This window comes from Sphingomonas ginsenosidimutans (assembly GCF_002374835.1).
Classification (GTDB): Bacteria; Pseudomonadota; Alphaproteobacteria; order Sphingomonadales; family Sphingomonadaceae; genus Sphingomonas; species Sphingomonas ginsenosidimutans.
The window spans coordinates 591,772-617,541 of sequence record NZ_NWVD01000001.1; the positions used below are offsets into that span (position 1 = coordinate 591,772).

Consider the following 25,770-nt stretch of genomic DNA (forward strand, 5'->3'; position numbering starts at 1 on the left):
CGGCGAACCTGATGAGGGGGTGGGCTTCGGCCCGCCCCCTTTTCATATGGTACGATGCCGGGCGCGTAAGCAGGGGGACGACGACGGCGCGCGTTGAACGCGGGTCATCGTCGTATCGGCATTATCCGATCGCCGCGCATCATCGCGCCGGCGCCGCCAAACTCAGTCGGCGAAGCCGTAGCGTTCGACCCACGGCGCCAGGATCGGCAGCGCCGGCGCCAGCTGCTCGGCATAGCGGCGCCACTGGCCACGCCCGTCGAACAAGCCCTGCCGCACCTGCGTCGCGCTGGCGGTGCCGACGCCGCGCCGCTGCGCCGTGCGGTCGAAACGCAGGAAATCGTCGGTCCACGGCAGGTCGATGAACGTCGCCATCGCCCGTACCGTCGCCTCGAAGTCGGTCACCAGCCGGTCGTAGCGTACTTCGTGGAAGGCCAGCGGCAGGTGCGCGCGGCAAGTCTCGGTCAGCCGCATCAGCGCGTCATAGTGACGCGCCGCTTCCGTCAGGTCGCTGAAGCACCAGGCGGCGGGGCTGGGGGTGAAATTGATCCGATAGCAGCTGAGCACCACGTCGCGCGGGTCGCGCCGCATCACCAGGATGCGCGCATCGGGAAACAGCCGCGCGATGATCGGCAGCCTGGCGCCGCCCAGCGGGTTCATGTCGACGAACGTGCCAGCGGTGCTGGCGCCATAGCCGCGCACGCGCTGCCAATAGGCGGTGCGCAGCGCCTCGCATTGCTCCTCGCTGATCGCGTCGAGGTCCGCCAGCGTCCCGTCGTCGTGCAGCAGGACGCCGTCGGTGGCGGCGAGCGTGTCGCGCTCCTCCAGCGCCGAAACCCCTGCGGCGCTGGCCAGGATGTTCTCGACCAATGTCGTGCCGGACCGCGGATAGCCCAGCAGAAACACATGGCGCTTCGCTGCCTCCACGGCCGTGCGCGCGGCCGGGGCGGGGGCGACGTCGCCGCGTGCCGCGACCTGATCCGCGATCCGTTCGATGAACGCGCGATGCGACGGGCGGTCTGTGCCGGGCGCCAGCACGCGGCGATAGACGTCGCGAAAATTGGCCTGCGCTGCATCATAGGCCGCGAACGCCTCGGCGGTGCGGCCCTGCCGGTCCAGCGCATCGCCCAGCAGCGTCAGCGTGCGCGTCCGGTCGTCGCCGCGCACGACCGGCAGCAGCGGCCGCAGCCGTGCCTCCGCGCCCGGTCCGTCGCGCGCCTCGATCGCGATCGTCGCCAGGGCCGCGGCCGCACTGGGGTCGAGCGGCGCCAGCGCCAGCGCCCGTTCGGCCAATTGGCGCGCTTCGTCCGTCTCCCCACGTCGCGCCGCGGCGTCCGCCAGCCGCCCCCATGCGGGCGAAAGGGTCGCGTCGACCGCTACCGCACGCCGGTAACTGTCACCCGCGGCCGCTTCCAGCCGCATCGCTTCCAACGTATAACCCCGCTCCAGCCACGCCGCACCGTGACGCGGCTCGGCTGCGACAACGCGGTCAAGTGTCGCCAATGCCTCGCTCAGGCGACCGTCTTTCCGCAGCACCGCCCCGATCGCACCGGCGATCAGGACGTCGCCCGGTGCGATCGCCAAAGCGCGGTGGAGGAGGTCGAGCGCCGCGGAATAATCGCCCGCCTCCTCCCGCTGCCAGGCGGCAAGGTTGAGGTACATGGGGTCCGCATCGCCCGCCGCGATCGCGCGTTCCGCGATCCGCGCGGCCGCGGCGATGTCGTTCGCCGCCAGCGCCCGTTCGGCCTGCGCCCGCAGGCGTGCGCGCTCACCGGCGGTGGCGGGGCGGGGGCGGCGTGGAAGCTTGTTTGACATAGGCCAGCCGAGGCTTTTAGCCTGACGGCGACTTCCTGCCACCTTTTACGATGGGATCGCGCATGTTCGACCTGTTTTCCGCCGCGCTGACGCTCGCAGTCCTTGCGGCGGCGGCTCCCGCGGCCCCCGCCGCCCCGGCCACGCCGACCGCCTCGCCCGATGCGCGCGAGCGGATGGTATGCAAGCGTTTCCTCGAGACCGGCTCGCTCGTAAAATCCTACAAGACCTGCAAGACGAATGCCGAATGGGAGCGGGAGCGGGCCAATATCCGCCAGAACAACGACCGCTCGAACAGCTGTCGCATCGCCGGCGAAGGCGGCGCCTGCTGATCCGCGCTCAGGGCAGCAGGGGCGCCGGGGGTGTCATCGACAACCCCAGCGCCTGTGCCGTGCGTTCGGCCCATGTCATGACGATGTCGATCTCACGCGCGTGATGATCGGCGGCAGTGCGGTGTTCGCTGGCACGGCTGCCCGCGTCGAATCGGTTGCCGAACTTGGAATGGCGGGTGAAGGCCGGACCGGCGACGATCGCGTCGAGTGCCGCGTCGTCCAGCGTTACCCCGAATAAAGCAGCGATCGCCGCGATCGCCGCGCGCGGCTGCTCCATCAGCGTTGCACTGTCGAACGTGCGGACCCGCTGTGGTCCGAATCGCGCCACCAGATCGCCGAACAGCGCATGCTGCCCCAGCCAGCCGACCGCCGCGACTTGCAGATCGGTGAAACCCAGCAATTCGCGGGTAGAAAATCCGAACCGCGCCATGCCGTCGTCGAGTATCCCAGTCAGCAACGTGCGCACCCACAACCGCCCTTCGATCTCCTTCTTGGCGACCGAGGTCAGGAAGGTGCGCAGCGGCGCGTGCAGCAACAGCGCGTTCGATGACGGCCGCAGCGTGAGAATCGCCGGGGCCAGCGCGTTGGCGATCGTCGAGGGCTTCACCACCACGGCCTCGCCGGGGGCGAAGGGTCGCGCCACCAGACGCAGCATATCGTCCAGGACGCTCGCCATGTCCGGACCTTGATCACCGCGGCGGCGCCATCCGATCAGATCGTTGAAGATCACCGGCTCCTTCAGCCCCATCGCCGCGCCGGGCACGTCGAACGCACGTGCCAGCAGCGTCGAGCAGCAGAAGGCCGAGTGGAAGATGAAATGCAGCGGTGCCGGGGCGATGGCCGAGGCGATCGCGTCGCCGCGGCGCAGGACCAGCGGTGCCAGCCCGGCGGGAAGATATTCGTCGGTCAGGAACGTCGCCTGCCGATGGGTCTCGCGCGGCACGGGTAGGAAATGGACCGCATCGCCCGTCGGATCGTAGCGATGGGCGAGCCATCCGGCGTCGAGAACGGTGGGCAAACCAGACAGCGGCGTCGTCATCGTCACGATGTGCGCAGCGCCTTCGCCATTGTCCACCCGTGGCGTTACAATATAGGCTGTCAATATGGATCAGGGGGAAGTTCACCGCTTGCTGGGCGCGGCCATGGAGGCGCGGGCCGCGGGACGGCGCGATGATGCGCTGCGGCTTTTCGAGCGGCTGGTGGCGGGCGGCGTCGAACACCCGCTGGCGCTCAACGCACTCGGCATGGGGTGCCTGGCGCGCAACGATCCGGCGGCAGCGGCGGCGCTGTTCCGCCGCGCGATCGCGGCGGATGGCCATGCACCGGACCTGTGGATGAACCTAGCCCGCGCGCATCGCGACCAGCGCGACGACGCCGGCGAACGCGATGCGCTGGAGGGCGCGCTGGCGATCGACCAGCGCCACTTCATGGCGCTGGTACGGCTCGCCGAATGGCATGAGCGGCGCGGCGAGGCGGCGGCGGCGGCCGAGCGATGGGGCCATGTGCTGGCGATGGCGCCGCTGCTGGAGGATCGGACGCCCGCGACCGATGCGTTGCTGAACCACGCGCGCGATGTCGTGGCGGACCATTCCGCGGCCTTCGCACGCCGGGTTGAGGCGGCGCTGGCACCCGCGCGGTCCGATCTGTCCGCGCTGCAGCGGCGGCGACTGGATGCCTGCGTCGACCACGCGCTGGGGCGCCGCGCGATCTACGCCAACCATTGCGCGGGCATGCATTTCCCGTTCCTGCCCGCCGACGAATTCTTCGACCGTGAGCATTTCCCGTGGCTGGCAACGCTGGAAGCACAGACGGAGGTTATCCGTGAGGAGTTCCTCGCGGTGTGGCGCGATGCCGGCGACGCGATCCGCCCCTATGTCGCGATGAAGCCGGGGACGCCGGAAAACAAATGGTCGCCGCTCGACGGATCGCTCGCGTGGGGCGCGATGCATCTGTGGAAGGACGGGCAGCGCGACGATGCCGTTTGCGCGCGGGTGCCGCGCACCGCTGCGGCGGTGGAGGCGCTGCCGCTGTCAGACCTGCCGGGGCGCACGCCGACGGTGTTCTTCTCGATCCTGAGACCGGGGACGCATCTGCCCGCGCATACCGGGGTCAGCAATGTGCGGGCGATCGTCCACCTACCGCTGGTCGTTCCGCCCGATTGTAGTTTCCGCGTGGGCGGCGAGACGCGCGCGTGGGAGGAAGGGCGCGCCTGGGTATTCGACGACACGATCGAGCATGAGGCGTGGAACCGCTCGGACCAGCCGCGCGCGATCCTGATCTTTGACGTGTGGAATCCGCATATCATGCCGGAAGAACGCGACTATCTGCGCCGCTTCTTCGCCGCGACTGGCGTGGAGGCGCAGCCGGGACTGCGGCTGGGGGTGGGCGACTAAAGCGCGGCGCCGGCCACCGCGCGAACGGCATCGTCGCCGTGGCCGGCGGCCACCTCCTGTGCCCCCGCCAGTTCGGTGGCGAGGGCATGTTCCAGCTCGGCCCGGCGCGCCAGCCGTGCGGCATTGTCGAACGCGAGCGTCGGATTCTTCGAATAGGTGGCGAACAGCGGCCCCGCGACGATGCCCGCGATCGCCGCCGGATCCAGCGGCAGCCGCAGGTGCGCCGCTGCGGCGGTCAGCACCCGTGCCGGATCGGCGAAGAACGTCTCCGCATCCAGCGAGCGCAGATCGTCGGGGCGCGCCGCGATCGCGTCGGCGAAGGCGCGCATCTGCGCCGTCCACAGGATCGCGGCGCGATGCGCGTCGGATCGGCCGTCCAGCATGCCCAGATGCGGCGTCAGCTGGGTAGTGACGCGGCGCAGCCACTCGCGATGCTGGTCGCTGCGCAGGATCGCGAGCAGATAGTCGCGTAGCGGCAGGTGCAGCAGGATCGCACGCGCCTCGCCCAGCACCGGCCACATCCGCGGCAACAGGAAATTGACCGGCACGTTCGCCTTCACCAGCGTCGGCGCATCGGTGCGATAGCGGCGCGTCGCCATGCCCAGCACCAGTCGCAATCCGGCGTCGTCCGGGTCGATCGCCATCTGGCGAAGCGCCTGCGGTTCGCGCAGCACCAGTGCGCCGTCGAGCGCGTCCAGCGCGCGTGCCAGCAACGTCGATCCACAGTGCGCGACGTGGAAGATCCATGCGCTGGGCAGCGCGCGTGGGGCCGCCGGCAGCAGCATCGCGGCGGGCACCCGCATCTCGCGCGGGGTGGCCGGGTCGATCCGCGCGTCGAGGAAGATCGAGCGGTGATAGGCGGCGCGATCCATCGGCACGAACACCGCATCCTGCCCCTCGAACCGCTGGAGATAATGGTCGGGCGAGGCGATCAGATCGGCGAGGGTCATCGACATGGCCGGGGTATAGCCTGACCGTGGCGGTGCGGCTATGCCGCGGACATGGCGCATGTGTCCCTTCCCGTTGCCGGCCGCCCGCAGGTGCTGATCGAAGCCGAAGCGGGGGAGACGCTCGACCGGCTCGATCGCGAGACGATCGTCGATCTGTACCGCACGCACGGTGCGCTGCTGCTGCGCGGGTTCGGCGCCGATGTCGCGGCGTTCCGCGGCTTCGCGAAGCGTTTCTGCCGGACCGCGGTGGTCAACGAAAGCCCAGGGCGCCGCCCGATCGACGAGGCGGCGAACATCCACACCGTCGACGGCGGGACGGGCGCGTTCGCGCTCCACCCCGAACTGTCGCGTGAGCCGTGGAAGCCGGACGCGGCGTTCTTCTGCTGCCTGTCGGCGCCCAGCCGCGGCGGGCAGACGACGATCTGTGACGGCGTTGCGCTGGTGCGCGAAATGCCGGCCGTAGTGCGCGAGGCGCTGGCCCCGCGACGGCTGTTGTACATCAAGCCGACGTGGCCGACGCTGCTGGACTATTGGCTGGGCACGCCGACGCCGGACGACGCGCGGCTGGCCGAGCCGCCGCCCGAATGCCCGTATTTCTTCCGCCGGCTGCCCAATGGGATGATCGTGCGCGCCTTCACGCGCCCGGCGCTGCATCGGCCGATGTTCACTGATGCGCCGGCGTTCGGCAATTTCCTGTTGTTCGCGCGGTTCAACAACGGGCGCCCGGACCATCCGGTGCTGGATGACGGCCATCCGGTGCCCGAGGCGTGGCTTCAGGCGATCAAGGCCGCGGGCGATCGGCTGGCGGTGCCGATCGAGTGGCGCAACGGCGACGTGGTGATGCTCGACAACACCCGCTTCCTCCACGGGCGCACCGCGATCGTCGATCCGGGCGAGCGGCTGATCGCGACCTATTTCGGCTATGTCGACTTCGCGATCCCCGACCCCGAGGAGCCGCGCGACGCGATCTGGCGGCGCGAGGACTTTGCCCCGCCGCTGCCGCCCGATCACCCCCGCCTGCGCGAACAGGCCGGCAGCGTCGCCTAGAACAGCGCCGCCACGTCTTCCTTCGTCAGTTCGATTCCAAACATCAGCCCCAGCCGCATCCGGTAGACGCGCGGGTCGGTGATGTCGCCCTCTGCGGTCGTATCGGCCGCACGGCGGCGATAGGTGCGGTCGGTCAGGCTGGCGAAGCCGTGGGGCAGGACGATGCTGACCACATTGTGGTTCACGAACCGGCTGGCGGCGGCGGTGGCTGACCAGTGGTTGCCCATCGCCAGATCGCTGTCATGCACCATGTCGAGCGTGAAACTGTATTGCGGCCGCCAGCCATCGCCGGTGCCGCGCCCGTCGGTGGTGGCGGAGTCGCCGTCGCGCAGCAGCATCCAGCCGCCGTCGCCCGCGCGCGGATCGTCACGCACCAGCCGGAAACGCGCGCCATCGGGCGCGGTCGCCTCCGCCCCGTCCGCCAGCGGCAAAACGGGGGTGTAGCTGCCCCCGAAGCCGGCGTCGGCGATCCACCGCCCGCCGTCGATCGTCACCAGCGCGAGCGTGTGCGTCAGCGGCGGCACCGCCGTCGCGCCCAGCCACACGCGCGCCAGCAGCGGTCGCGCCTCGAACCCCAGCGCCGCCAGTGCATCGAGGAACAGACGATTGTGTTCGAAACAATAGCCGCCGCGCCGCGCATCGACGAGTTTCGCCGCGACCGCAGCGCTGTCGATCGCGATGCCGCGGCCCAGCCGCACGTCGAGATTTTCGAACGGGATGCGCAGCCGGTGCTGCCATTGCAGGCGCGACAGGCCGGCGGCGTCGCGGGTCGGCAGCGCGGGCAATTCGATACGGGCGATATAGGCGTCGAGGTCGAACATGCCGCTCGCGGTAGCCTGTTCGCCGGCCGATGAGAACCATCGTGGTTGACCGTGCCACGGCGCATCGCCATCCCGGCGTAAACCATTGATGGAGGCGAGGATGAGCGACGTGACGGGTTTGGAACTGCGGTCGGCGGTGGATGCCGAAGGTCAGCTGACGCTCAGCCTGGAGGAGGTGACGCACGGTGCGCCCGCGGCGGACGAGGTGGTGGTGCGCGTCGAGGCGGCGCCGATCAATCCGTCGGACCTGGGGCTGCTGCTCGGCCCGGCGGACGTCGCCTCGCTGAGCGCGTCGGGGACGGCGGAGCGCCCGGTGCTGACGTTCCAGGTCCCGCGCGAGCGGATGGGCGGGGTGCGCGCGCGCATCGGCCAGTCGCTGCCGGTCGGTAACGAGGGCGCGGGGACGGTGATCGCCGCGGGTGACGAGGCGCAGGCGCTGGTCGGGCGCAAGGTGGGGATGATGGGCGGCGCGATGTACGCGCAGTATCGCACGCTCAAGGCGCGTGACGTCGTGCCGCTGCCCGACGGTGCCAGTGCCGCGGACGGCGCGGCGATGTTCGTCAACCCGTTGACCGCGCTCGCTTTCGTCGAGACGATGCGGATGGAGGGGCACAAGGCGATCGTCCACACCGCCGCGGCATCGAACCTGGGGCAGATGGTGCAGAAGATTTGCCTGAAGGACGGCGTGCCGCTGGTGAACATCGTGCGCAGCGATGCGCAGAAGAAGATCCTGCGCGATATCGGCGCCACCCATGTCCTCAACAGCAAGGCGGAGGATTTCCGCGCGCGGCTGGTCGATGCGATCGTGGAGACCGGCGCTACCATCGCGTTCGATGCGATCGGCGGCGGATCGCTGGGCAGCGACATCATGCAGGCGATGGAGCAGGCCGCGAACCGCACGATGACCGAATACAGCCGCTACGGATCGAACACGTTCAAGCAGCTGTACATCTATGGCGCGCTCGATCTTGCGCCGACCACGCTCAACCGGCTGGCGTTCGGGTTCCAGTGGAGCGTGTCCGGCTTCCTGCTGACGCCCTTCATGCAGAAGGCGGGACGCGAGGTGGTGGGGCGGATGCGCCAGCGCGTCATCGATGAACTGACCACGACGTTCGCCAGCGGCTATACCGCGACGATCGGTCTGGCCGAAGCGCTGAACCCCGACGTGCTGCGCGCCTATGAGAAGAAGGCGACCGGCGAGAAGTATCTGATCGACCCGACGCGCTGATGCCCACGCTCCGGCGGTCAGCGCAGCGCGCGGGCCGCCGGGGTATCGAGGCAGCGCAGCATCGCCGCGCGAGTCATCATCGGCCGCGCGGCGGGCGCGCGATAGACGGGAATGTCCTGCGCCACGCCGATCGCGGCGGGAGCGAAGCCGGTGTTGCCGGCGCAGGCATTGGCGAGGGCCAGCAGCCTCGACGGCGTTCGATATGCCTCGTAGCTCAGCCGGAACGTACCCCAGTGGATCGGCAGGGCGTGAGCCGCGCCCAGCCGCTGGTCGATCAGCGCGGCATCCGCGGGGCCGATATGCGCGCCCGACGCCATCTGCCCGGGCGCGAAGCGGAACGCGCCGATCGGGATCATCGCGAAGCGGATCGGGCCGAGCGCGGCGGCCTCGCGCGGCCAGTTGCCGTCGCCGAAGCCGGTGTCGCCGGCGAAGAAGATATTGCCCCCCGACGGCAGCGTCACGACGAAGCTGGACCACAGCGCCCGGTTGCGGTCCGCAAACCAGCGGCTGCCCCAGTGGTGATTGCGCGTCACCGCCACGGATATTCCCGGCCGGAGCGCGAGGCGCCGGCCCCAGTCGAGCGCGACCGCGCGCGCACCGCTCCGCGCGATCACGCCGTCGTTGCCCAAGCTGGTCACGATCGTCGGGCGATCACGTTCCCACAGCCGGCGCAGCGTTGCCAGCTCCATGTGGTCGTAATGGTTGTGACTGACCAGAACGAGGTCGATGCACGGCAGATCGTCGAAGGCGATGCCGGGCGCGGCCACCCGGCGCGGCCCTAGCCCGAACGGGCCGGCGCGGTCGCCGAACACGGGATCGGTCAGGATACTGAGCCCCTGCGTCTGGATCAGCACGGTGGCATGCCCGATCCAGGTGACGTGCATCCGCTCGCCGATCACGCGGGCGGGCGGTCGGCTGGCGCGGACCGGAACGCGGTCGGGCCATGCCGGCCTGCCATCGTTTCCGGTCAGGTAGCTCCACACGAACCCGCGGCGGCCCGTCCGACCCGGGGGGCGCAACGTGTCGTCGTCACCATCGGGGTTGAAGAAGCGCGCGCCGTCGAAATGGTCGCTCGCCGGCCCTTCGTAATAGATGCGGTCCAGGAAGCGCGGCACGATCGTGATCGCCATTCCGCCCGCGACGACCAGCGCCAGCACCGTCGTGCCGATGACGCGCAGCGCCCGCATCATGGGCGTTCCATGACGGTCATTGCAGCAGTTCGTCGCGGACGCGAATCGCGTGGATCGACAGCTGCACTTCCACCAGGAAGGCGACGAAGGCGGCGATCAGCAGCGACATCGCGGCGATGAAGCTGAATGCGACGATTTCCGCCAGCCGGTATCGCGTCAGCGCGCCCACGAAGAGCATCGCGACCACCGCGCAGGTCGCGACCGCGCTGCCCACCGCCAGCGCCAGCGCGCGGTTGATGACCGTCATTCGCCGTGCCAGCAGCCGCAGTTCCTGAACCACGGCGGTGCGGGCGTCCGCCGCCAGCCGGCCGTGGCGCTCCTCCAGCTGGCGCGCGCGATCGACGACCCGCGCCAGCCGCCCGGCCAGGACGTTGAGCAGGGCGCCGATGCCGGTCAGCATAAACACCGGGCTTACCGAAGCGTGGATCGCCTCGACGATCGTGGGGAGGGCGGGGCTGTAGTCCATGGCGCCCCCTTCCTGCCGCGCGGCGCGGCCGGGCACAACCGGTTGGTAACGGCCTGTCGCTAGGTGCCGAAACATGACCGATGCCGCATGGCCGCCCCCTGACCTGAACGCCGCACCCGGTCGCGCGGTCGCAACGTGCGTCGCGGGCTTGCCCGACACGATCGACGCAATTGCCGCCACCGCGCCCGACACGCACCGCTTCCTGCGTCGTCAATGGTTTGCCGCCGCGGTGGATACTTATGGCGGGCCGGCGCGCACGATCGTGGCCGCGCAGGACGGCGTCGTGATGATGGCGATCCCGATCGTTGCTGCCGGGCCGCACTGGGCAGGTATCGGCGCGGTGCCGGGGTGCTACTGGCCGTTCCGCAGCGTCCCGGTGGCCGCGGCGGCCAGTGTGGAGGCGGCGGATGCGGCGCTGGTCGTGCTGGCGCGCGCGGTGCGGGCGCTGCGAATCGGGCCGGTCTATGACGACGATCCCGCATTGGCGTTGTTGCTGGCGCGGGCGCGCGCCGCCGGCTGGGGCGTCGTGGCGCGGCCGGTGGCGGACAGTTATCTCCTGGACATGGTCGCGGCGCGGGCAGGGGGGCAGTGGCCGCGCGGCTCGACGCTGCGCAAGAACCGCTTCCACGAAAAGCACCTGGCCGGGCATGGCGCGCTCGACTGGCGGTTCGCCCGAAAGGACGACTGGCCGGCGGTGTTCGACGCCATGGCATCGGTGGAGGAGCGCAGCTGGATCGCAGACCGTACCGATGGTCGCGACGCCAAATTCACCGGCGCCGGCCATGGCGCGTTCTTCCGCGCGGCGGCGCGTGATCCGGTCATCGCCGGGATGTTCCACGCCGCATTGCTGTACATCGATGACGTGCCGGCGGCCTTTTCCTTCGACCTGGACGCCGGCGCGACCAAATATGCGATCGCCAACAGCTATGATCCGGCCTTCGCGAAACATTCGCCGGGCAAGCTGCTGTACTACCGCAACCTGGTCGAGGCGATGGAGCGGGGGATCGAGCGGGTCGACTGGGGCGCGGGCGACAGCGGCTACAAGCGGGTGATCGGCGCAAGTGAGGGGCCGGCGATCCGCGACTGGTTGCTGCTGCGCCCTGGCCTCGTCGCGTGCTGTGCGCCGCTGGTGCAACGCGCGCTGCGCGGGTAACTTCAGCTCGCCGCGGGGTTGAGCAGGATCGCCTCCATCGCGTCGATGATCCCGGTGAGCGCGTCGGGCCGGCTCCAGAAATGATGATCGCGATTGTCGGAGCGATCGAGTGCGGCTTCGCGCGCGGCTACCAGTGTCTGCATCGCCAGCCCCGCGAACAGCACGCGCTGGTTGGCGAGCACGACCGGCAAGGGTGTCAGCAGCCGGCGGACGTGATCGACATACCTGCGGTAGCTGTCGGAATGTTCGGGCACGGTGTCGCGGAACAGTTCGCGCCGTTCGTTCTGGACGTTCACGATGAAGCGGAAATAGGTTTCCTCCTCCCCGGTGTCGCCGCGCAGCTCGACATTGGGCAGGACGATCGCCTCGACCAGATCGCGCAGCGTCATCCCCGCGCCTTTGCGTTCGGCATCGTCGATCAGCGCCTTTCGCCGTGCCTCGATAAGGTCCGCGCCGTCGATCAGCAGTTCGCGCAGCAGATCGTCCTTGCTGCCGAAATAATAATGGACGGCGGCGGCATTGCGCTGCCCCGCCGCCTCGACCACCTCGCGCATCCCCACCGCGGCGATGCCGCGTTCGGCGAACAACCGCCGCGCGGCGCGCTTCAGCTCGTTGCGGGTCGCACCGCCGCGCGTGGCGGGGGAGGAAGGGCGGGGCACGGTCATAGCCGTTCAACATCGGCGAAATCCCGCGCCCCGGCAAGCATCCGCGATCAGGGTGCGGCCGGATAGCCGTCCTTCTTCAGCAAGCGGGCGAGATGCGCGGCGTTGGTGGCCAGCATCGCCGCGGTTTGCGACACCTTCTCGGGAGTTTCGGGCAAATCCTTGAAATCGGTCGAACCATAGGCCTCGCCGACCCAATAGACCGCGCCGATCGCGGGAATGGTGAAGCCGACGTCGTTGAGCGCCTGGAACATCTGCGCGCTGGAGATATGCGCGCCGTCCTCGTTCCCGACGATCGCGCAGACCGCGACCTTGCCATAGCTGGGCAGGCGCCCGTCATCGTCGGTTTCGCTCAGGAAGGCGTCCATCCGCTCCATCACGCGCTTGGCGACGCTGCCCAACTGCCCCATCCAGATCGGCCCGCCCAGGATCAGGATGTCGGCGTCCATGATGCGGCGGCGCACCTCGGGCCATTCGTCGCCATCGCCTTCGTCGCTGGTGACGCCCGGCTTGATGTTCATCGCCGCGATCCGCACCGGGGTGTCGGTGACGACACCGTGCTGCGCCAGCGCGTCGGTCACCACCGCCAGCATCGCATCGGTCGACGATGCGGCGTCGGGATCGGCCTTGAGCGAACAATTGAGGGCAAGGGCGCGCAATGTCATGGAAAGCTCCGGTGTGAGGAGCCGGGACAACGCACCGATCGCCGCTTCTGTCCGCGCGTCAGCGCCGCTCCGCTGCCAGCCGGCTGATGAGGATCGCGCTGCGCAGCCCCTGCCGCTGGATGCTCGGCAGGTCGACCCATTCTCCATCGGCATGCGCGCCGTCGCCGGCCGCGCCCATGCCGCCGATCGTGTCCGCATCGGCGGCGACGAAGCTGGAATCGGCCGCGCCGCGCTTCGCCGGATCATATTCGGGCATGTCGGGCAGCCCCAGATCGCGGTTGACCGCATTGAGCCGTGCCAGCAGCGCACGATTGCCCGCGGTCGGCGCCATCGGCGGATAGCCTTCGTTGAAGGTCAGCGTCGCGCCGGTGCGCGGCAGATGCTGCGCAACGATCGCCTGCATCTTCGCGCGGGCGGCTGCCTCCTGCTCCGGCGTCAGCGCGCGCAGGTCGCCGCGCGCCACCGCGCGTTCGGCGACGATATTGGTCTTGCCCGATGCGGTGGCGGTAAAGCTGTCGCCGACGAAGCCGGCCGGCGTCCCGCCCGCCAGCACGCCGACATTGGCGGTCAGATTGGCTTCGGGCAATTCGCGGCGGAACCCGTCCAGGATACGCGCCAGCTCGTAATTGGCGCCATAGCCCAGCTCCGCGCCGAACACCCCGCCCGAATGGCCCGGCACTCCGGTGGTGACCAGTTCCCAGTCGGTCGCGCCGCGCCGCGCGACCGTCCCGGCATCGCCGCCGGGCGTGACCGCTAGCCCTTCATATTCCAGCGCGACATCCGTCCATCTGCCCGCCGCGATCAGATCGGCACGCGAGCGCGACAGCGGCTTGCCGCTGCGTTCCTCGTCCCCGGTCAGCACGACCATGACGTCCGCACCCTTCAGCGTGCCGGCCGCCTGCATCGCGCGCAGCGCCGCGACGATCACCACCATGCCGCCCTTGTCGTCGCCCACCCCCGGACCGATTGCGCGCGTTCCGTCGCGGCGAAAGCCGGTGAAGTGACTGTCGGGTTCGAACACGGTGTCGATGTGCCCGATCAGCAGCACGCGTTTGCCGCGGCCATCGCCCTTGTGGGTGGCGATCAGATGCCCGGCACGCCCGGTGTCCTTCATGTCGACCCAGCGCACGTCGAAGCCCAGCGGCGCCAGTTCGGCGCGCATCATCTCCCCCACCCTGGCCACGCCGGGAAGGTTGAGCGTGCCCGAATTCTGCAGCACCAGCCGCTCCAGCAGCGCCTCATTCCGCGCCGCATCGGCGGCGATCGTGGCCTTCATCCGCGCCTCGGCCGGTGAAAGGCCGGTGGCGGCGACCGGCGTGGCGAGACAGGCGGCGAAAAGTGCGGCGGGGGCGAGGAAGCGGCTCATGCGCCATGCGTAGCGCGCGGGGCCTGTGACGCCAATGTAATGATATGTTTCGGCTTGTCGCGACGCGGTTGCGGCGTGGGCGGGTCGACATATGTCGATGGGGCCACCGGGCAGGATGGCTCGGGGCACCGCAGAAGGAGAATGCTCATGAGCTTCATCGCCGCTGCCGGGCTGCTGCTTGGCTCCCCGCTCGCCACCGAAACGCATCAGGTGCAGATGGATCATCGCGGCCAGCGCGTCGACGTGACCTACCGCAGCGAGGTGGCGGTGCGGCATCGCCAGGTCGGCACCGCGGGTGCCCCGGGGCGTCCGTCGTCGCTGCGCTGTACCTGGTCCGCCTCGGTCGACGTCCACCGCGAGGCGCGCCACGCCGCCGGCCATGTCCTGACGCGCCGGATCAGCGCCGACGCGCCGATCAGCGGCACGCGCCCTGGCTGGTGCGATGCGCAGCGCGGCGCGATCGCACAAGAGATTGCGGCGAAGACCGGGGAAGTGCGCGAGCATCTGCTCGCGGTCGCCGAGCGCGACCAAGCGGCGATGCTGGCCGAACTGGATGCCGCGCACGATCGGACGCGCGGTTGAGGGTGCGGCTTCGCATGATGATGGCCGCCGCGCTGTCGGGTGTGGCGGCCTGGCCGGCGGCGGCGCAGGTGTCGCCGCACGCGGGTGTGGAGATCGCCACGGACGAACGGCGGCGCGGGATCAGTTGGAGCGACGGACAGGCCGCGCCCGCCGCCTGGGGGCGGCTGGATTTGCCTGCCGGGTTCGATGTCGGCGTTCGCGCGCTGGCAACGCGCGGCGATCCGCGACACGGCGGCGCGGACGCGGTGGTAGAGCCGACGCTGGGCTATAGCCGCGACGCGGGACTGATCCGCCTCGACCTGTTCGCGACGGGGCATCTGTTCACCGGCGGGGCAGGGGCGCTCGATTATGTCGAGGGCGGGGCCGGGGCCAGCTACTCGCTGGGACCGGCACAAGTCGCTGCTGAGGCGCGCTACGCCCCGGCGCAGACCGCGATCGGGGGTGACAATCTGTACCTGACGCTGCGCGGGCGTGTCGGCATCCCGACGACGCCGGTGACGCTGACCGCGGCGGTCGGGCGGTCGAGCGGGACGGTGGGCGATCCGGTAAGGGCGGCACGGCTGCGGCCTGCGGGGCGCTACGCCGACTGGTCGCTCGGCGCGCAATATGTCGCCGGGCCTCTGACGTTCACGCTGGAGTATACGGGGACCGATATCGACGATGCCGCGGTTGCTGCATCGCCCTTCGCGGCGCTGCGCCATGCCGGTGACCGGCTGGCGGCGCGCGCGGCAATCAGCTTCTAGACGCAGCGGGGCGGCACCCGATTGGGATGCCGCCCCGTCATCGTCAGAAGCGGAACGCCGCCGTGGCGCGCAGGCTGTGCCAGCGGAACTGCTGGTCCGACCGGCGCAGGTCGGTGCCGTTCACCGTCCCGCCGTTCGCCGCATTGGTGAAGGGCGTGCCGGCCGGCCCGCCGACGCGGACGCGATAATCGTCGTCGCGATACTGGTGGTAGAGATATTCCATCCCGATCGAGAAATGGTCGCCGAACCGCTGCTCGATGCCGCCGCCGCCCTGGATACCGAACTGGTTGCGATCACCACGCCCGGTGAAGGTGTTGGCGGTGTTGGTGGTCGAGAACTCGCGGTTGATCCGCGCATAGCCCGGCCCGAACGTGCCGTAGAACAACGTCGAATTGTTCGGAGTGAAACCCGCACGCGCGCGGATGCCCGCTTCCCAGGCGATGTCGCGATACATGGTATAGCTGGCCGGGGTGCCGGAGAAACCGGTGACGCTGTCGTTAATCTCCGACTTGCCGAATTCGCCGACGACGCCGACAACCAGTGCGCCCATCTGCTGATCGATGCCGACGCGTCCGTAATACGCCCAGCTGTCGCGATCCTTGCGGCAGCCGTTGCCGCCGTTGTTCGGTCCCAGCGACCCGCTGACCCCGCCGCCGCAGAAGCCCGGGCCGAAGGCGTTCGCGCCAGCGGCGTTCAGCACGGTGTCGTTGAAATTGCCGTCCAGATTGCGATCGAACAGGATGCGCGAGCCGCCGTCGTTGGGCTGGACGTCATAGCCGCCGGTCCCGCCGACGTAGATGCCCGAAAAGCCCTTGCTGACCGACGGATCGCCGTTGCTCATTTCCTGCGCGAGCGCAGGGGTAGCGGCCAGCAGCGCGGCGGCGGCCAGAAGATACGCCTTCATACTTCACAACTCCCTGAATATGCGCGCGGGCAACGACCGCAGCTTGATCGAGGTTGCGTGACGAATGGTTGCTGGGCGTCGCTTGGGGTTTGCGCAGGCTCATCCTATAGCTGGCGCATGTCCGATCTGTTCGCCTCATCCACCGCCGGGTCCCCCAGCTACGACGCCTCCTCGATCGAGGTGCTCGAGGGGCTGGAGCCGGTCCGCCGTCGCCCCGGCATGTATGTCGGCGGCACCGACGAACGCGCGCTGCACCATCTGGCCGCCGAGGTGCTGGACAATGCGATGGACGAGGCGGTCGCCGGCCACGCGACGCGGATTGAGGTGACGCTGGAGCCGGGCAACCGGCTGACGATCGTCGACAACGGCCGCGGCATCCCGGTCGATCCGCACCCCAAATTCCCCGACAAGTCGGCGCTGGAGGTGATCCTGTCGACGCTGCATTCGGGCGGCAAGTTCGCGGGCAAGGCCTATGCCACGTCGGGCGGCCTGCACGGCGTCGGCGTATCGGTGGTCAATGCGCTGTCGTCGGATACCGTCGTGGAGGTCGCGCGCGAGCGGCAATTGTATCGCCAGCGGTTCGCGCGCGGGATCACGCAGGGGCCGTTGGAGAATGTCGGCGCGGCGCCCAACCGCCGCGGCACCTCGGTCAGCTTCGTTCCCGATACCGGGATTTTCGGACCCGAGCTGCATTTCAAGCCGGCACGGCTCTACAAGCTGGCACGATCCAAGGCGTATCTGTTCGCGGGCGTCGAGATCCGCTGGAAATGCGCGCCGGAGCTGGTCGAGGGAACGGACACGCCGGCGGAGGCGGTGTTCCAGTTTCCCGGCGGGCTGGCCGATCACCTGCGCGAGCAGGTGGGCGGGCGCGAATGCGCCACCGCCGATTTCTTCACCGGGCAACAGGATTTCCCGGATGCGCAGGGGAAGGTCGAATGGGCGGTCGCCTGGCCGCTGTGGAGCGACGGCAGCTACAGCTGGTATTGCAACACCATCCCGACCCCCGACGGCGGCACCCACGAACAGGGGCTGCGCCAGGCGCTGGTGCGCGGACTTCGCCAGTTCGGCGAGCTGGTGAACAACAAGAAGGCCAAGGAACTGACCGCCGACGACGTGATGGTCGGCAGCGAGCTGATGCTTAGCGTGTTCATCCGCGACCCGCAGTTCCAGAGCCAGACCAAGGACCGGCTGACCTCCCCTGAGGCCGCCGGGCTGGTCGAAAAGGCGATGCGCGATCACTTTGACCATTGGCTGGGCCAGAACATGGAGCGCGGCAAGGCGCTGCTCGGCTATGTCATGGAGCGGATGGACGAACGCCTGCGCCGCAAGGCCGAGCGCGAGGTGAAGCGCAAGACCGCCACATCCTCGCGCAAGCTGCGGCTGCCGGGCAAGCTGACCGATTGCGCCGCCGATAGCCCCGAGGGCACCGAGTTGTTCATCGTCGAGGGCGATTCGGCAGGTGGCTCGGCGAAGCAGGCGCGCGACCGCAAGACGCAGGCGATCCTGCCGATCCGCGGCAAGATCCTGAACGTCGCCAGCGCGACCAGCGCGAAGATCCTCGCCAATCAGGAGATCGCCGACCTGGTCCAGGCGCTCGGTTGCGGTACGCGCAAGGATTGCCAGCCTGATGCGCTGCGTTACGAGCGGATCGTCATCATGACCGACGCCGACGTCGACGGCGCGCATATCGCGACGCTGCTGATGACGTTCTTCTTCCAGGAAATGCCCGAGCTCGTGCGGCGCGGGCACCTGTACCTCGCGCAGCCGCCGCTCTATCGCCTGACCGCAGGCGCCAAGAGCCTGTACGCGCGCGACGACGCGCATCGTGCCGAGCTGGAACGCACCGCGTTTAAGGGCAAGAAAGTGGATGTCGCGCGCTTCAAGGGGCTGGGCGAGATGAACCCTCAGCAGCTGCGCGAGACGACCATGGACCCGGCGAAGCGCAGCATGATCCGCATCACCCTGCCGCAGGAATATGAAGAGCGTGCCGGGGTGAAGGATCTGGTCGACCGGCTGATGGGGACCAATCCCGCGCACCGTTTCGCCTTCATCCAGGAAAATGCCGCGCGGCTGGACGAGGAGGCCATCGACGCATGAGGCGCCACCCGCGCGCCGACTGGTGGCTGGCGGCGGCGCTGGCGATGCTGGCCGGGTGCGTCGATGCGATCGGGTTCCTGCGCGCGGGCGGGATGTTCGTGTCGTTCATGAGCGGCAATACGACGCGGCTGGCGGTCGACGCGGTCGCGCGACAGGCGGCGGCCTTTACCGCGGCGGGGCTGATCCTCGGCTTTCTGGCGGGGGTGGTCGTCGGGGCGGTGATCGCGCAGGCGGCGGGGCAGTGGCAGCGCCCGGCGGTGATCGCGGCGACCGCGCTGCTGCTGGCGCTGGCGGCGGCTTTGTCCGGCTGGCCGCTCGCGGTGGTGTTGCTGGCGGTGGCGATGGGCGTGCTCAACGCCGTGTTCGAACGCGGCGGGGAGGTGAGCATCGGCGTCACCTATATGACCGGGACGCTGGTCAAGCTGGGGCAGAACCTGTCCGCCGCGCTGATGGGCACCGCGCCGCGCACGGCCTGGGTGCCGTATCTGCTGCTGTGGAGCGGGCTGGCGGCCGGCGCGGTGGCGGGTGCGGCGGCATACGGCCGCTACGGCACGGCGATGCTGTGGGTCGCGGCCGGTGCGGCGGCGCTGCTGGCACTGGCAACCGTGCCTGGCGCGGCGGCGACAGCGCGCGACGGATAGCCGGCGCGAGTGGTGTTGTTCGCGCACGGCTTTGCCGGTATCAGACGAAAAGGGCGGCCGTATCGGGCCGCCCTTGTTCTTTCTGACAGGAGAAGGCCGCCGTGTCGTCCGACGCAACCATATCGCCGTTGATGCCCGTTTACCCGCGGTGCGGCGTGCGACCGGTGCGCGGCGAGGGCGTCTATCTCTATGGCGAGGACGGGGCGCAATACCTAGATTTCGCCAGCGGCATCGCGGTCAACGCGCTGGGCCATGGCCACCCGAAGCTGGTCAAGGCGATCGCCGATCAGGCCGCGACGCTGATGCACGTCAGCAACCTGTACGGCAGCCCGCAGGGCGAACATTTCGCGCAGCGGCTGGTCGACGCCAGCTTCGCCGATACGGTGTTCTTCACCAATTCGGGTGCAGAGGCGGTCGAATGCGCGATCAAGACCGCGCGCCGCTATCATTACGCGAACGGCCAGCCGGAACGGCACGACCTCATCACGTTCGACACCGCGTTCCACGGGCGCACGCTCGGCACCATTTCCGCCACCAACCAGGCGAAGATGCGCGACGGGTTCGAGCCGCTGCTGCCCGGCTTCAAATATGCGCAGTTCAACGATCTTGAGGGCGCGCTGGCGCTGATCGACGACCACACCGCGGGTTTCCTCGTCGAACCGATCCAGGGCGAGGGCGGGATACGCCCGGCGACCCCGGAATTCCTCCAGGGGCTGCGCAAGGCGTGCGACGAACGCGGCCTGCTGCTGGTGCTGGACGAGGTGCAGGCCGGCTATGGCCGGACCGGCAAGCTGTTCGCGCATGAACTGTACGGCGTCGTCCCCGACATCATCGCCGCGGCCAAGGGCATCGGCGGCGGCTTCCCGCTGGGCGCGTGCCTCACGACGGCAGAGGCGGCGAAGGGGATGGTGTTCGGCACCCACGGCTCCACCTATGGCGGCAACCCGCTGGCGATGGCCGCGGGCGAGGCGGTGCTGGACGTCATCCTGGAGGACGGCTTCCTCGATAACGTCACGCGCATGGGCGAGCGGCTGCGCGCTGCGCTGGAGCAGATGATCCCCAATCACGACCAGCTGTTCGCCGGCGTGCGCGGCCACGGCCTGATGCTGGGGCTGAAACTGACCAGCGACAGCCGCCGCTTCGTCGCGCATTGCCGTGATCACCACGGGCTGCTGCTGGTCGCGGCGGGCGAGAATGTCGTGCGCGTCCTGCCGCCGCTGACGATCGACGAGACGCATATCGCCGAATGCGTCGAGAAGCTGAGCGCGGCGGCGCGAGTGTACGTGCCGGTCGCGGACGAGTGAAACATTCCTCCCCGGGCCGTGCTCGGGGAGGGCGATCAGCCGCGGGCTGGTGGAGGGGGATTGCGGCAGTCGGATCGTTCGCCGCGATCCTCTCTGCCGCCCGGCTGATGCCGGGCCATCCCGCTCCCGGCGTTGCGGGGAGGAGTTGATGACATGCGCCACTTTCTGAACCTCACCGATGCCGGGCCGGACGCGATCGCCGCGATGCTGGACGACGCGCTGACCCGCAAGCAGGCGCGCGCCGGCTGGCCGAAGGGGCGCGCGGATGCCGATGCGCCGCTGGCCGGGCATGTGCTCGCGATGATCTTCGAGAAGAATTCGACCCGCACCCGCGTCAGCTTCGACATGGCGATCCGCCAGCTGGGCGGCCAGTCGATCGTGATGGAGGCGGGGCAGATGCAGCTGGGCCGCGGCGAGACGGTGGCCGACACCGCGCGCGTCCTGTCCGGCTATGTCGACGCGATCATGATCCGCACCGACGACCATGCCAAGGTCGAGGAGATGGCGCATTACGCCACGGTCCCGGTCATCAATGGCCTGACCGACGCCTCGCACCCGTGCCAGATCATGGCGGACCTGTTGACGATCATCGAAAGCGGGAAGGCGCTGCCCGGGATGAAGGTCGCGTGGCTGGGTGACGGCAACAACGTCCTCGCGTCGATCGTCGAGGCGGCGGGGCTGATGCAGTTCGATGTCGTCGCCGCCTGTCCGCAGGGATTCCAGCCCGAAGAGCAGGCGATCGTCCGCGGCAACGGGCGCGCGCGCGTAGTGTCGGACCCGCGCGAGGCGGTCGACGGCGCTGACATCGTCGTCACCGATACGTGGATCTCGATGGGGCAGGCGCATGCCGATACCAAGCTGCACGCGATGATGCCGTATCAGGTCGACGCCGCGCTGATGGCGACCGCCAAGCGCGATGCGAAATTCCTCCACTGTCTGCCGGCGCACCGCGGCGAGGAAGTGACTCCGGAGGTGATCGACGGCGCGCAGTCGCTGATCTGGGCGGAGGCGGAAAACCGCCTCCATGCGCAGAAATCGGTGCTGCGCTGGTGTTTCGGGCAGATCGGTTGATCGCGGCCGGGGCCCGCCCCAGATAGGCGTCACCCCGGCCGCCCCGCGCCGCAGGAAACCCCGGCCGCCCGTCGGGGTGACGAAAGACAGCATGACCGATCCCTATCCATCGCCCGCCGATCTCGACCGCGCGCTCGGCTTCACCATCACTCAACGTCATGCGCGCGGGCGCGTCGTGCGGCTTGGCCCGGTGCTGGATGAGATCCTGTCCGCACACGCCTATCCTCCGGCGATCGAAAGGCTGCTCGCGGAGGCGCTGACGCTGACCGCGCTGATCGGTGCTACGCTGAAGGATCCGGCCGGGCAGTTGACGCTGCAGACGCAGACACAGGAGGGCGTCGTCAGCCTGCTGGTGTGCGACTATCGCAGCGGCGAACTGCGCGGCTATGTGCAGTTCGATGCCGATCGGCTGGCGCAGGCGCCGGACGAACCGTCGCTGGCGACGCTGTTCGGGCTGGGGTATCTGGCGATCACCTTCGATCTGGCGACGACTAGCGAGCGCTATCAGGGGATCGTCTCGCTGGACGGCGAAACGCTGGCCGAGGCGGCGCAGAGCTATTTCTACCAGTCCGAACAGATTCCGACGCTGGTGCGCGCGGGGATGCGCAAGGACGATGCGGGACGCTGTGTCGCCGGCGGCCTGCTGATCCAGCACCTTCCCGAGGGCGAGGAGGGGCGCGAGCGCCTGCATACCAAGCTGGACCATCCCGAGTGGGATCATATCGAGGCGCTGGCGCACACGATGGGCGGCGACGAACTGGCCGATCCGGCGGTCTCGCTGGAGACATTGGTGTGGCGACTGTTCAACGAGGAAGCCGAAGTGCGCGTGCTGGCCGCGCAGGCGCTTTCCAAGGGATGCCGGTGCACGCTCGACCATATCCGCTCGGTGCTGGCGAAATTCCCGGTCGAGGAACGCATGGCGATGGCGGATGACAACGGGGTCATCACGGTCGATTGCGCCTTCTGCTCGACAGTCTTCCCGATGCGGGCCGAGGATCTGGCCGCTTAGCAGCTTCTTAACGGGTCGCGGCGTAGGTTAAATCGTTGCCGCATGGCAATTTTCTCCCTTGCTTGCTGGACAGGCATACTGGCGGGCTGCCGTGATCGGCGGCCCGCTTTTTTGTGCGGCGGTTGCGCGCGGGCGCGGCAAGGCCTAGCTGGCGCGGCATCATGACCCACCAGACACCTGCCGTCGCGCTCATTTCGGGCGGACTGGATTCGATGGTTTCCGCCGCGCTGGCGCGGGAGGCCGGCTATCCGCTGCTTGCGCTGTCGATCGACTATAATCAGCGCCACCAGATCGAACTGGCCGCCGCCCGCCGCGTCGCGCATGCGCTGGGCGCGGTGCGTCATGTCGTGCTGCCGATCGATCTGTCGGCCTTCGGCGGATCGGCGCTGACCGACAGCGCGATCGACGTGCCCAAGGACGGGGTGGGAGAGGCCATTCCGGTCACCTATGTCCCGGCCCGCAACACCATCTTCCTCAGCCTTGCGCTGGGCTGGGCCGAGGCGGCGGGCGCGCGCGACCTGTTCCTGGGCGTCAATGCGCTGGACTATTCCGGCTATCCCGATTGCCGCCCTGAATTCATCGCGGCGTTCGAGCGACTGGCCGAGCTGGCTACCAAGGCCGGCGTCGAGGGCGCGCCGTTCCGCTTCCACGCCCCGCTACAGCATATGACCAAGGCCGATATCGTGCGCGAGGGCGCGCGGCTGGGGCTGGACATGGGGCTGAGCTGGTCGTGCTACGATCCGGCGCCGGGCGCGAAGCATTGCGGACTGTGTGACAGTTGCCGGCTGCGCCACAAGGGGTTCGAGGAAGCCGGCATCGCCGATCCGACCGTCTACGCGGTCAAGCCCCCGGCGCCCTGACGATGAGCTATGCCGTCAAGGAGATGTTCCTGACGCTTCAGGGCGAGGGCGTGCAGGCTGGGCGGCGCGCGGTGTTCGTGCGCTTTGCCGGCTGCAACCTGTGGTCGGGGCGCGAGCAGGACCGCGCGAGTGCGGTCTGCCGCTTTTGCGACACCGATTTCGTCGGGACCGACGGGCTGGGCGGCGGGCGCTTCGGCGATGCCGCGGCGCTGGTCGCGGCGGTTGAGGGTTTCTGGGGCGCGGGACGCGAGCGGCGCTTCGTCGTCCTCACCGGGGGCGAACCCATGTTGCAGGTGGACGATGCGCTGGTTGACGCGCTGCACGACGCGGGCTTCTTCGTCGCGATCGAAAGCAACGGGACGCTGCCGGTCCACCCGCGCATCGACTGGATATGCATCAGCCCCAAGGCGGGGAGCGAGACGGTGCAGCGGTGCGGTGACGAACTGAAGCTGGTCTGGCCGCAGCCGGGCAGCGACCTTTCTGCGATCGAGGGATGGGCGTTCGATCATTTCCTGTTGCAGCCGATGGACGATGCGCGAGGGCAGGCGAATGTCGATGCCGCGATGGCGTTGGTCATGGAGCGCCCCCGCTGGCGACTGACGCTGCAGACGCACAAGATGCTGGGGCTGCGTTAGGACCGCCGCAGCGCAGATTTCGATCGTCGCATTTCGATGATACAGGGTTACATCGAATCGTGACGTGAGGATTGCCGATGCCGATTGCCGTAGCCAGACCGCGCCGCCTCGCGATCGCCGGGGCATTGATGCTGGCGGCGTTCGGTGCCGGAACGGGTATCGCCAAGCGTGAGCGCGCCGACGGCTATCTGTCGCCCGGCGAGTTCGACGTGACGTCGGTGCTGGAGCCTGCGCCGCGCAAGGGCGATCCGCGCTACGACACTGACCGGAAGATCTTCCGGGCGACCCGCGCGCTGCTGAACACGCCGCGCGGGGCGATGGCGACCAGTGATGTCGACACGTCCAGCGCGGCGCTGATGCGCGATTTCAGCTGCGCGGTCGGCGTATCGCTGACCCCGCAAAACGCGCCCGCGACGCTCGACGTGGTCGCGCGCGCCGGCGCCGATACGGGTGCACAGACGGGCATCGCGAAGAACTTCTATCGCCGCGCGCGTCCCTTTCACCAAGACCGCGGTGCGGTGTGCCAGCCGGTGTCCGAACTGGCCGACAGCTACGACTATCCCTCTGGGCACACCACCTGGGGATGGACGTGGGCATTGATCCTGACCGAACTGGCGCCCGATCGCGCCGGGCCGATCCTGCGCCGCGGGCGTGCCTATGGCGACAGCCGCTTCGTGTGCGGGGCGCATAACGAAAGCGCGGTGGAGGGCGGGATGCTGTCGGCCAGCGCGACGATGGCGGTTGTGCGGACCAAGGCCGCGTTCCAGGCCGACCTGGCCGCCGCGCGCGCCGAAATCGCCCGATTGCGCGCCGACCCCGCGACGCCGCGCCCCCAGGGATGCGCCGCGGAGGAGGCGCTGGTGGCGCAGCGGGTGATGCCGCGGCTGGATCGCTGACGCGCGGCTGGTCGCCGCCCGCCGGTGCGGTCATCAGCGTGCGGCGTAGGTGATCGGAGTCAGCGGTTCGCCGCAGCGGCGGACGTCGAAATCCGACTTCTTCCAGCAATTCTTGTCGAAGCGCGGCAGCGTGGCGGGCAATACGCTCAGCCGCGGGAATTGCTGTTCGCCCCAGGGCGTCAGACTGTTGCGCAATTCGCGCATCCGCGCGATCGCCACATCACCGAACTTGCCGCGCGGCGCATACAGCGCGGCGCGCCCGATGTCGGCGGCGGTGGCGCAGAAGCCGAACTGTGCGGCGACGGTCGCGAAGCCGGAATAGGTGCGCGTCCCGAACTGGTCGAGTGCGTTCTGCCCGTCCTTCTTCGTCTTGGCTTTCCGCTCGAAATATTTGGCGAGCATGGCATAGGAGCTCGCCAGCTCCGCCTTGTGATCGGCCAGCACGGCGTTGTAGTTGGACACCGTCAACAGCGTCGGTTCGAACTGGCATTGCAGCGCGGCGACGTTAAGCGCGGCACGCATGTTCCAGATGACGCCGGCGCGCAACTCCGCCGGTGTGGCATCCGGTAGCGGCTGGCCGATGCCCGGCTCGGTTCCGGTGACAGGCTCCCCGCGCAGATCCTTCGATTTGAAGTAGAATTGTGCCGATGCCGGCATCGCTCCCATGACGCATGCCGCCAGCGCCGCAACCGCGCCGGCGAACCCCACCTTTTGCATTACACACTCCATCGTCGCGGTGGACCCGCGTTAACCCTCATACGGCATAGCGTCGCGCCGTCCCAAGGGCTTTCTGTCACCATTCGTCGTGCATAGGACAGAAAATGGCGGAATTTCGATGATATGGCGTAACGATCGCTGTCGTGTGCGTTGCATCTGCGAAGGTGTCGGGCGTCGATACGAAAAGAGCCGCCCGGTCGCCCGGACGGCCCGTTCCCAAAGTAATCGC

The 25,770-nt window shown here is 69.0% G+C and carries 26 protein-coding genes; 15 read left to right on the forward strand and 11 right to left on the reverse strand.

Annotated features, from left to right (window positions below):
• Nucleotides 1-162: 162 nt before the first annotated feature.
• A complete protein-coding gene (locus tag COA17_RS02655) occupies nt 163-1,812 on the reverse strand; it encodes a tetratricopeptide repeat-containing sulfotransferase family protein (RefSeq protein WP_096609995.1) in 1,650 nt (549 codons plus the stop codon).
• A 62-nt stretch (nt 1,813-1,874) separates the two neighbouring features.
• Between COA17_RS02655 and COA17_RS02660 the strand changes: the two genes are divergently transcribed.
• Nucleotides 1,875-2,141 (forward strand): hypothetical protein, encoded by a 267-nt coding sequence (locus COA17_RS02660; RefSeq protein ID WP_141397011.1) that lies wholly within the window; start codon nt 1,875-1,877, stop codon nt 2,139-2,141.
• Nucleotides 2,142-2,148: 7 nt separating this feature from the next.
• Here COA17_RS02660 and COA17_RS02665 read toward each other — a convergent pair whose 3' ends face one another.
• Complete coding sequence (locus COA17_RS02665; protein ID WP_096610737.1) at nt 2,149-3,180, reverse strand: hypothetical protein; 1,032 nt, start codon at nt 3,178-3,180, stop codon at nt 2,149-2,151.
• A gap of 103 nt (nt 3,181-3,283) precedes the next feature.
• Here COA17_RS02665 and COA17_RS02670 point away from each other — a divergent pair, with 103 nt between their 5' ends.
• Nucleotides 3,284-4,534, forward strand: coding sequence for an aspartyl/asparaginyl beta-hydroxylase domain-containing protein (locus tag COA17_RS02670; RefSeq protein WP_245857365.1), 1,251 nt, complete (start codon nt 3,284-3,286; stop codon nt 4,532-4,534).
• Here the strand turns inward: COA17_RS02670 and COA17_RS02675 are convergent.
• Nucleotides 4,531-5,490, reverse strand: a complete 960-nt coding sequence (locus tag COA17_RS02675) for a hypothetical protein (protein ID WP_096609999.1) — start codon at nt 5,488-5,490, stop codon at nt 4,531-4,533. The genes COA17_RS02670 and COA17_RS02675 overlap by 4 nt on opposite strands.
• A 45-nt stretch (nt 5,491-5,535) precedes the next feature.
• On the opposite strand from COA17_RS02675, the gene COA17_RS02680 reads away from it, so the two are divergent.
• Nucleotides 5,536-6,531 carry a TauD/TfdA family dioxygenase gene (locus COA17_RS02680; protein ID WP_096610001.1) on the forward strand — a complete coding sequence of 332 codons (996 nt, stop codon included), beginning with the start codon at nt 5,536-5,538 and terminating at the stop codon, nt 6,529-6,531.
• Here COA17_RS02680 and COA17_RS02685 read toward each other — a convergent pair.
• Nucleotides 6,528-7,352, reverse strand: a complete 825-nt coding sequence (locus tag COA17_RS02685) for an arylamine N-acetyltransferase family protein (protein WP_096610003.1) — start codon at nt 7,350-7,352, stop codon at nt 6,528-6,530. The genes COA17_RS02680 and COA17_RS02685 overlap by 4 nt on opposite strands.
• 100 nt (nt 7,353-7,452) lie before the next feature.
• Here COA17_RS02685 and COA17_RS02690 point away from each other — a divergent pair, with 100 nt between their 5' ends.
• Nucleotides 7,453-8,580 (forward strand): zinc-binding dehydrogenase, encoded by a 1,128-nt coding sequence (locus COA17_RS02690; protein WP_096610005.1) that lies wholly within the window; start codon nt 7,453-7,455, stop codon nt 8,578-8,580.
• A gap of 17 nt (nt 8,581-8,597) precedes the next feature.
• On the opposite strand, the gene COA17_RS02695 is transcribed toward COA17_RS02690, so the two are convergent.
• The gene (locus COA17_RS02695; RefSeq protein WP_096610007.1) at nt 8,598-9,770 is read right to left on the reverse strand and encodes an MBL fold metallo-hydrolase; all 1,173 of its coding nucleotides are present in this window, start codon (nt 9,768-9,770) and stop codon (nt 8,598-8,600) included.
• Between the two features lie 16 nt (nt 9,771-9,786).
• Nucleotides 9,787-10,236, reverse strand: a complete 450-nt coding sequence (locus COA17_RS02700) for a DUF2721 domain-containing protein (RefSeq protein ID WP_066484420.1) — start codon at nt 10,234-10,236, stop codon at nt 9,787-9,789.
• A gap of 73 nt (nt 10,237-10,309) precedes the next feature.
• On the opposite strand from COA17_RS02700, the gene COA17_RS02705 reads away from it, so the two are divergent.
• Nucleotides 10,310-11,389: a GNAT family N-acetyltransferase gene (locus COA17_RS02705; RefSeq protein ID WP_096610009.1), complete on the forward strand. Its 1,080-nt coding sequence runs from the start codon at nt 10,310-10,312 to the stop codon at nt 11,387-11,389.
• Between the two features lie 2 nt (nt 11,390-11,391).
• Here COA17_RS02705 and COA17_RS02710 read toward each other — a convergent pair whose 3' ends face one another.
• The 3 genes from COA17_RS02710 to COA17_RS02720 are packed head-to-tail and all read right to left on the reverse strand — an operon-like array spanning nt 11,392 to nt 14,082.
• Complete coding sequence (locus COA17_RS02710; RefSeq protein ID WP_096610011.1) at nt 11,392-12,054, reverse strand: TetR/AcrR family transcriptional regulator; 663 nt, start codon at nt 12,052-12,054, stop codon at nt 11,392-11,394.
• A gap of 47 nt (nt 12,055-12,101) precedes the next feature.
• Nucleotides 12,102-12,716, reverse strand: coding sequence for a flavodoxin family protein (locus COA17_RS02715; RefSeq protein WP_096610013.1), 615 nt, complete (start codon nt 12,714-12,716; stop codon nt 12,102-12,104).
• Nucleotides 12,717-12,774: 58 nt separating this feature from the next.
• A complete protein-coding gene (locus COA17_RS02720) occupies nt 12,775-14,082 on the reverse strand; it encodes a M20/M25/M40 family metallo-hydrolase (RefSeq protein ID WP_096610015.1) in 1,308 nt (435 codons plus the stop codon).
• Nucleotides 14,083-14,229: 147 nt separating this feature from the next.
• Between COA17_RS02720 and COA17_RS02725 the strand changes: the two genes are divergently transcribed.
• Both COA17_RS02725 and COA17_RS02730 read left to right on the forward strand, forming a co-directional pair.
• Entirely contained in the window at nt 14,230-14,664 is a 435-nt protein-coding gene (locus COA17_RS02725; RefSeq protein ID WP_066484415.1) for a hypothetical protein, read from the forward strand.
• A gap of 14 nt (nt 14,665-14,678) precedes the next feature.
• On the forward strand, nt 14,679-15,407 hold the full coding sequence (locus tag COA17_RS02730; protein WP_176484774.1) for a TorF family putative porin: 729 nt from the start codon (nt 14,679-14,681) through the stop codon (nt 15,405-15,407).
• Between the two features lie 43 nt (nt 15,408-15,450).
• On the opposite strand, the gene COA17_RS02735 is transcribed toward COA17_RS02730, so the two are convergent.
• Nucleotides 15,451-16,311 (reverse strand): outer membrane protein, encoded by an 861-nt coding sequence (locus COA17_RS02735; protein WP_096610017.1) that lies wholly within the window; start codon nt 16,309-16,311, stop codon nt 15,451-15,453.
• Nucleotides 16,312-16,428: 117 nt separating this feature from the next.
• On the opposite strand from COA17_RS02735, the gene parE reads away from it, so the two are divergent.
• The 8 genes from parE to COA17_RS02775 all read left to right on the forward strand — a co-directional run bounded on the left by parE (nt 16,429) and on the right by COA17_RS02775 (nt 24,824).
• A complete protein-coding gene (parE, locus tag COA17_RS02740; protein ID WP_096610019.1) occupies nt 16,429-18,408 on the forward strand; it encodes a DNA topoisomerase IV subunit B in 1,980 nt (659 codons plus the stop codon).
• Nucleotides 18,405-19,049, forward strand: a complete 645-nt coding sequence (locus COA17_RS02745) for a YoaK family protein (RefSeq protein ID WP_096610021.1) — start codon at nt 18,405-18,407, stop codon at nt 19,047-19,049. Before parE ends, COA17_RS02745 begins: the two co-directional genes overlap by 4 nt.
• A 119-nt stretch (nt 19,050-19,168) precedes the next feature.
• Nucleotides 19,169-20,353, forward strand: a complete 1,185-nt coding sequence (locus COA17_RS02750; protein WP_269450454.1) for an aspartate aminotransferase family protein — start codon at nt 19,169-19,171, stop codon at nt 20,351-20,353.
• A gap of 153 nt (nt 20,354-20,506) precedes the next feature.
• Entirely contained in the window at nt 20,507-21,424 is a 918-nt protein-coding gene (gene argF, locus COA17_RS02755) for an ornithine carbamoyltransferase (protein ID WP_066485596.1), read from the forward strand.
• A 91-nt stretch (nt 21,425-21,515) separates the two neighbouring features.
• Entirely contained in the window at nt 21,516-22,433 is a 918-nt protein-coding gene (locus COA17_RS02760; protein WP_096610023.1) for an Hsp33 family molecular chaperone HslO, read from the forward strand.
• A 161-nt stretch (nt 22,434-22,594) separates the two neighbouring features.
• Complete coding sequence (gene queC / locus COA17_RS02765; protein ID WP_096610025.1) at nt 22,595-23,293, forward strand: 7-cyano-7-deazaguanine synthase QueC; 699 nt, start codon at nt 22,595-22,597, stop codon at nt 23,291-23,293.
• Nucleotides 23,294-23,295: 2 nt separating this feature from the next.
• Nucleotides 23,296-23,928, forward strand: a complete 633-nt coding sequence (gene queE, locus COA17_RS02770) for a 7-carboxy-7-deazaguanine synthase (protein WP_096610027.1) — start codon at nt 23,296-23,298, stop codon at nt 23,926-23,928.
• Nucleotides 23,929-24,005: 77 nt separating this feature from the next.
• Nucleotides 24,006-24,824, forward strand: coding sequence for an acid phosphatase (locus COA17_RS02775; protein ID WP_096610029.1), 819 nt, complete (start codon nt 24,006-24,008; stop codon nt 24,822-24,824).
• A gap of 33 nt (nt 24,825-24,857) precedes the next feature.
• Here COA17_RS02775 and COA17_RS02780 read toward each other — a convergent pair whose 3' ends face one another.
• Nucleotides 24,858-25,541, reverse strand: coding sequence for a hypothetical protein (locus COA17_RS02780; protein WP_096610031.1), 684 nt, complete (start codon nt 25,539-25,541; stop codon nt 24,858-24,860).
• Nucleotides 25,542-25,770: the final 229 nt, after the last annotated feature.